The 4,446-nt window shown below is 68.2% G+C and carries 4 protein-coding genes; 3 read left to right on the top strand and 1 reads right to left on the bottom strand.

The window, feature by feature from the left end; all coding sequences use genetic code 11:
* Positions 1–590: GntR family transcriptional regulator (locus tag AC1DYI_RS27625; protein ID WP_477207328.1), on the bottom strand; the 590-nt coding region annotated here is incomplete at its 3' end.
* 166 nt (positions 591–756) lie between these two features.
* Between AC1DYI_RS27625 and gabT the strand changes: the two genes are divergently transcribed.
* The 3 genes from gabT to AC1DYI_RS27610 form a co-directional block, all read left to right on the top strand.
* Positions 757–2,070, top strand: coding sequence for a 4-aminobutyrate--2-oxoglutarate transaminase (gabT, locus tag AC1DYI_RS27620; protein ID WP_477207327.1), 1,314 nt, complete (start codon positions 757–759; stop codon positions 2,068–2,070).
* A gap of 200 nt (positions 2,071–2,270) precedes the next feature.
* Entirely contained in the window at positions 2,271–3,749 is a 1,479-nt protein-coding gene (locus tag AC1DYI_RS27615) for an NAD-dependent succinate-semialdehyde dehydrogenase (RefSeq protein ID WP_477207326.1), read from the top strand.
* 47 nt (positions 3,750–3,796) lie between these two features.
* On the top strand, positions 3,797–4,446 hold a 650-nt coding region (locus tag AC1DYI_RS27610), incomplete at its 3' end, for an NHL repeat-containing protein (protein WP_477207325.1).

Raw genomic sequence — 4,446 nt, 5'->3', positions numbered from 1 at the left:
GTGTCGCCCGCCCGCACCAGGCGGCGCACGCACAGGTCCAGGGCCTGGCTGGAGCCTTGGGTCAGCAGCACCTGGGCTGGCGGCACGGTCACCTGCTGCTCGGCCAGCGCCTCGCAGATCGCGTGGCGCAGCGGCGGGTGGCCTTTGGGGTCGCCGTAGCCGCCCAGGTCAGCGTCGTCGGCGGCCAGCGCACGCAGGCCGCGGCGCAGGCCGTCTTCGAACAGCCAGTCGCCCGGCAACCAGCCACAGCCCGCTTTGACGGCCAGGTGGCGGTTTTCGAAGATCCGGCGCAGGTACCAGGCCGAGTCGAAACCCTGCGGGGTTGCAGGCACTGGCTCGGCCGCGCCGGCCGCCGCACGGCGCCGCACGAAAAAGCCCGAATGTGGCCGGGAGACCAGGTACCCCTGCGCCACCAACCGGTCATAGGCCTCGACCACCGTGAAGACGCTGACCTGGTGGCTTTGCGCGAACTGGCGGATCGACGGCAGCTTGGTGCCTTCACGCAGCGCCGCCTCGTCGATCTGGCGGCCCAGGCCCTGCACGATCTGGGTCACGAGCGGCAAGGCGGCCTGGGGATCGAGGGTCAGCAGCATTCGGGCGTCGGAACGGCAGGTGTACTGGTCGCACACCCAGCACAGTGCGCGACCAGGGGCTTGGGTGCTGTACATGGTAGCGGCTGGCCTGGCGGGGCTAGAGTGGCAGTCTTGGCGCCTTGGGGCATCCGCCCGGCGCCGCACCACATCCCAGGAGCCCGATATGCACCGCGACCCCGCCGCCACTGCCAAGACCAACGCCGCCCTGATGGCACGCCGCCGCGCCGCCCTGCCCACCGGCCTGGGCCAGACCTATGACGTGGTCGCCGAGCGCGCCGAAAACGCCGAGGTATGGGACGTCGAAGGCAAGCGCTACATCGACTTCGGCGGCGGCATCGCGGTGCTGAACACCGGTCACCGCCACCCGAAGATCGTCGCCGCCGTGAAGGCCCAGTTGGACAAGGTCCACCACACCTGCTTCCAGGTGCTGGCCTACGAGCCCTACATCGACCTGGCCGAGCGCCTGATCGCCAAGACCCCGGGCGACTTCGCGAAGAAGGCCTACTTCCTGTCGACCGGCGCCGAGGCTGTCGAAAACGCCGTCAAGATCGCCCGTGCCGCGACCAAGCGCCAGGCCGTCATCGCCTTCGGCGGCGGCTTCCACGGCCGCACGCTGCTGGGCATGGCGCTGACCGGCAAGGTCGCCCCGTACAAGGCCGGCTTCGGCCCCTTCCCGGCCGAGATCTACCACGCCGAATACCCGAACGAGCTGCACGGCGTGTCGGTGGCTGACTCGCTGAAGTCGCTCGAGCACATCTTCAAATACGACGTCGAGGCCGAGCGTGTCGCAGCCATCATCCTGGAGCCGGTGCAAGGCGAAGGCGGCTTCTACATCGCCCCGCCGGAATTCGCGCAAGCGCTGCGCCGCCTGTGCGACAAGCACGGCATCGTGCTGATCGCCGACGAAGTGCAGACCGGCGCCGGCCGCACCGGCACCTGGCTGGCCTGCGAGCAGTGGGGCCCGAACGCGGTGCCCGACATGGTCACGATGGCCAAGTCGATGGCCGGTGGCTTCCCGATCTCGGCCGTGATCGGCCGCGCCGAGCTGATGGACAAGCCGCTGCCCGGCGGCCTGGGCGGCACCTACGCCGGCAACCCGCTGGCTTGCGCCGCGGCGCTGGCGGTGCTGGACATCTTCGAAGAAGAAAAACTGCTCGACCGCTCGAAGGCCGTTGGCGAAACGCTGGTGACCGGCTTGAAGGCCATTGCCGCCAAGCACAAGGCGATCGGCGACGTGCGTGCCTCAGGCGCGATGGTCGCAGTGGAACTGTTCAAGAACGGCGATGTCCATCAGCCGGACGCCGACCTGACCAAGCGCATTTGCGCCGAGTCGATCAAGCGTGGCCTGGTGATGTTGTCGTGTGGCAGCTATGCCAACGTGCTGCGCATTCTGGTGCCGCTAACCGTGCCGCAAGCGCAACTCGAAGAAGGCCTGGCGATCCTGGCGGAAGCCTTCGACGCCGCTGTCGCCGGCTAAGGCAACGCTGAACGAGTCCCTCGCGGCGCCCGCATCCCCGCTTCGGGCGGTCTGCGTCGTTGCAAATCCTCGTCATAGCTCAAGCTATGACTGTGGTTTGCGCCTACCAGCCCATCCCGAACCGGGGCGCGGCCATCCGCAGGAACTCATTCAACGTCACCTGTAACAGCGCTCAGACGACCTCGGCATAGGATGTACCCATGGACATGAAGACCTCCCCTCTCTCGACGCTGAACGACCCCAGCCTGCTGAAGACCGACTCGCTCATCGGTGGCGAGTGGGTCGCCGGCGACGCGCGTTTCGACGTGACTGACCCGGCCACCGGCTCCAAGCTGGCGGACGTGGCGAACCTGGGTGCCGAGTCGGCTGAAGCGGCGATTGCCGCGGCCAACAAGGCCTGGCCGGCCTGGCGCAACAAGACCGCGAAGGAACGCGCCGCGATCCTGATGAAGTGGTTCCATCTGCTGCATGCGAATGCAGACGACCTGGCCCGCATCATGACCGCCGAGCAAGGCAAGCCGCTGGCCGAGGCCAAGGGCGAGGTTGGCTATGGCGCCAGCTTCCTGGAGTGGTTCGCCGAAGAAGCCAAGCGCATCTACGGCGAAACCGTGCCGACGACCGACAACAACAAGCGCTACCTGGTCATCAAGCAGCCGGTCGGTGTCTGCGCGGCGATCACGCCGTGGAACTTCCCGATCGCGATGATCACCCGCAAGGTCGCCCCGGCCTTGGCTGCGGGTTGCCCGGTGGTGATCAAGCCGGCTGAAGCCACGCCGTTGTCGGCGCTGGCCGTGGCCGAGTTGGCGCAGCGTGCCGGCATGCCGGCCGGTGTGTTGAACATCGTGACTGCCGATGCGGACAACTCCATCGCTGTCGGCAAGGCGCTGTGCGCAAGCGACGTGGTGCGTCACCTGTCGTTCACCGGCTCGACCGAGGTCGGCCGCATCCTGGCCGCGCAGTGCGCGCCGACGGTGAAAAAGATCTCGCTGGAACTGGGCGGCAACGCACCTTTCATCGTCTTCGACGACGCCGACATCGACTCGGCCGTCGAAGGCGCGATGGTCAGCAAGTACCGCAAYGCCGGCCAGACCTGCGTCTGCGCSAACCGCWTCTATGTGCAGTCCAAGGTCTACGACAGCTTTGTCGAGAAGCTGGCCGAGAAGGCCAAGGGCATCAAGGTCGGCAACGGCTTCGACGCCGGCGTCAACCAGGGCCCGATGATCGACGACCAGGCGATCGCCAAGGTCGAGTCGCACGTGGCCGACGCGGTCGCCAAGGGCGCCACCGTCGTGACCGGCGGTGAGCGCATCAGCGAGCGCTTCTACAGCCCGACCGTGCTGTCCAACGTGACGCCCGAGATGGTGGTGTCGCGCGAAGAGACCTTCGGCCCGGTGGCCCCGGTGTTCCGCTTCGAGACCGAAGCGGAAGCGATCGAACAGGCCAACGCAACCGAGTTCGGCCTCGCGAGCTACTTCTACAGCCGCGACATCGGTCGCATCTTCCGCGTCGGCGAGGCGCTGGAGTACGGCATGGTCGGCGTCAACACCGGCCTGATCTCGACGGCCGAAGTGCCCTTCGGCGGTGTCAAACAATCGGGCCTCGGCCGCGAGGGCGCGCACCAGGGCATCGACGACTACGTCGAGGTCAAGTACCTCTGCCTGGGCGACATCAACAAGTGAACGCGCGGCGCCGGGCCGCTGGGGCCGGGGCCGCACTGGCCCTTTGCTTGTTCCATGCCGCTGTGCTGGCGGGGCCGATGGCCGTGCGCGGGCCGGACGGCACCCGCTGGCGCATCAACGACGACGAGGAACCGACGCTGCTGGAGCGCAAGCTGCCCGGCGGCGGGTTGGACCCGGCTTTCGGCAAGGCCGGCCGACTGGCGCTGGACTTCGGTGGTGGCGATGCCAATGCGGCCGCGCTGCGCGTGGACACCACCGGCCGCATTTGGCTCGGCGTCACCTCGCTCGCCTCGGGCACCAGCAGCCCGATGGTGCAACGCCTGCAAGCCAACGGCCAGGCCGACACCAGCTGGGGTGCGGCGGGCCGCAGCATCGCGTCGCCGGTGGGCCAGCGCTTGATGGTGGTCGACCTGCTGCCCACTGAAGACGGCGGGGCCTGGGTCACCGGCACCTTGTTCGGCTCGCAGGGCGAGAACGACACCGGCTTGTGGCGCCTGAAGCCTAATGGCGCGCTGGAATACGGCTTCGGTGCCGGCGGCTTGTGGAAGCGGCCTGGCGCCGAACGTAGCCGCCCGCTGTCACTGGCCGCGGGGCCAGACGGCGTGATCGCCCTCGGCGTGGATGTGCTGACCGGCCGCCAACCCGGCCGCGAGGTCTACATCGTCGGTCCGAACGACCGCCAGCCGAAGCTGCAGCC

The sequence above is a fragment of the Ideonella sp. P3_A4 genome, assembly GCF_056403075.1.
The sequence above is the reverse complement of the archived record's forward strand: the minus strand, read 5'-3'. Positions and strand labels throughout refer to the sequence as shown.

Excerpts from the sequence above, each read along its gene's own strand:
- gabT (WP_477207327.1), top strand. The coding sequence starts at position 757 with ATGCACCGCGACCCCGCCGCCACTGCCAAGACCAACGCCGCCCTGATG.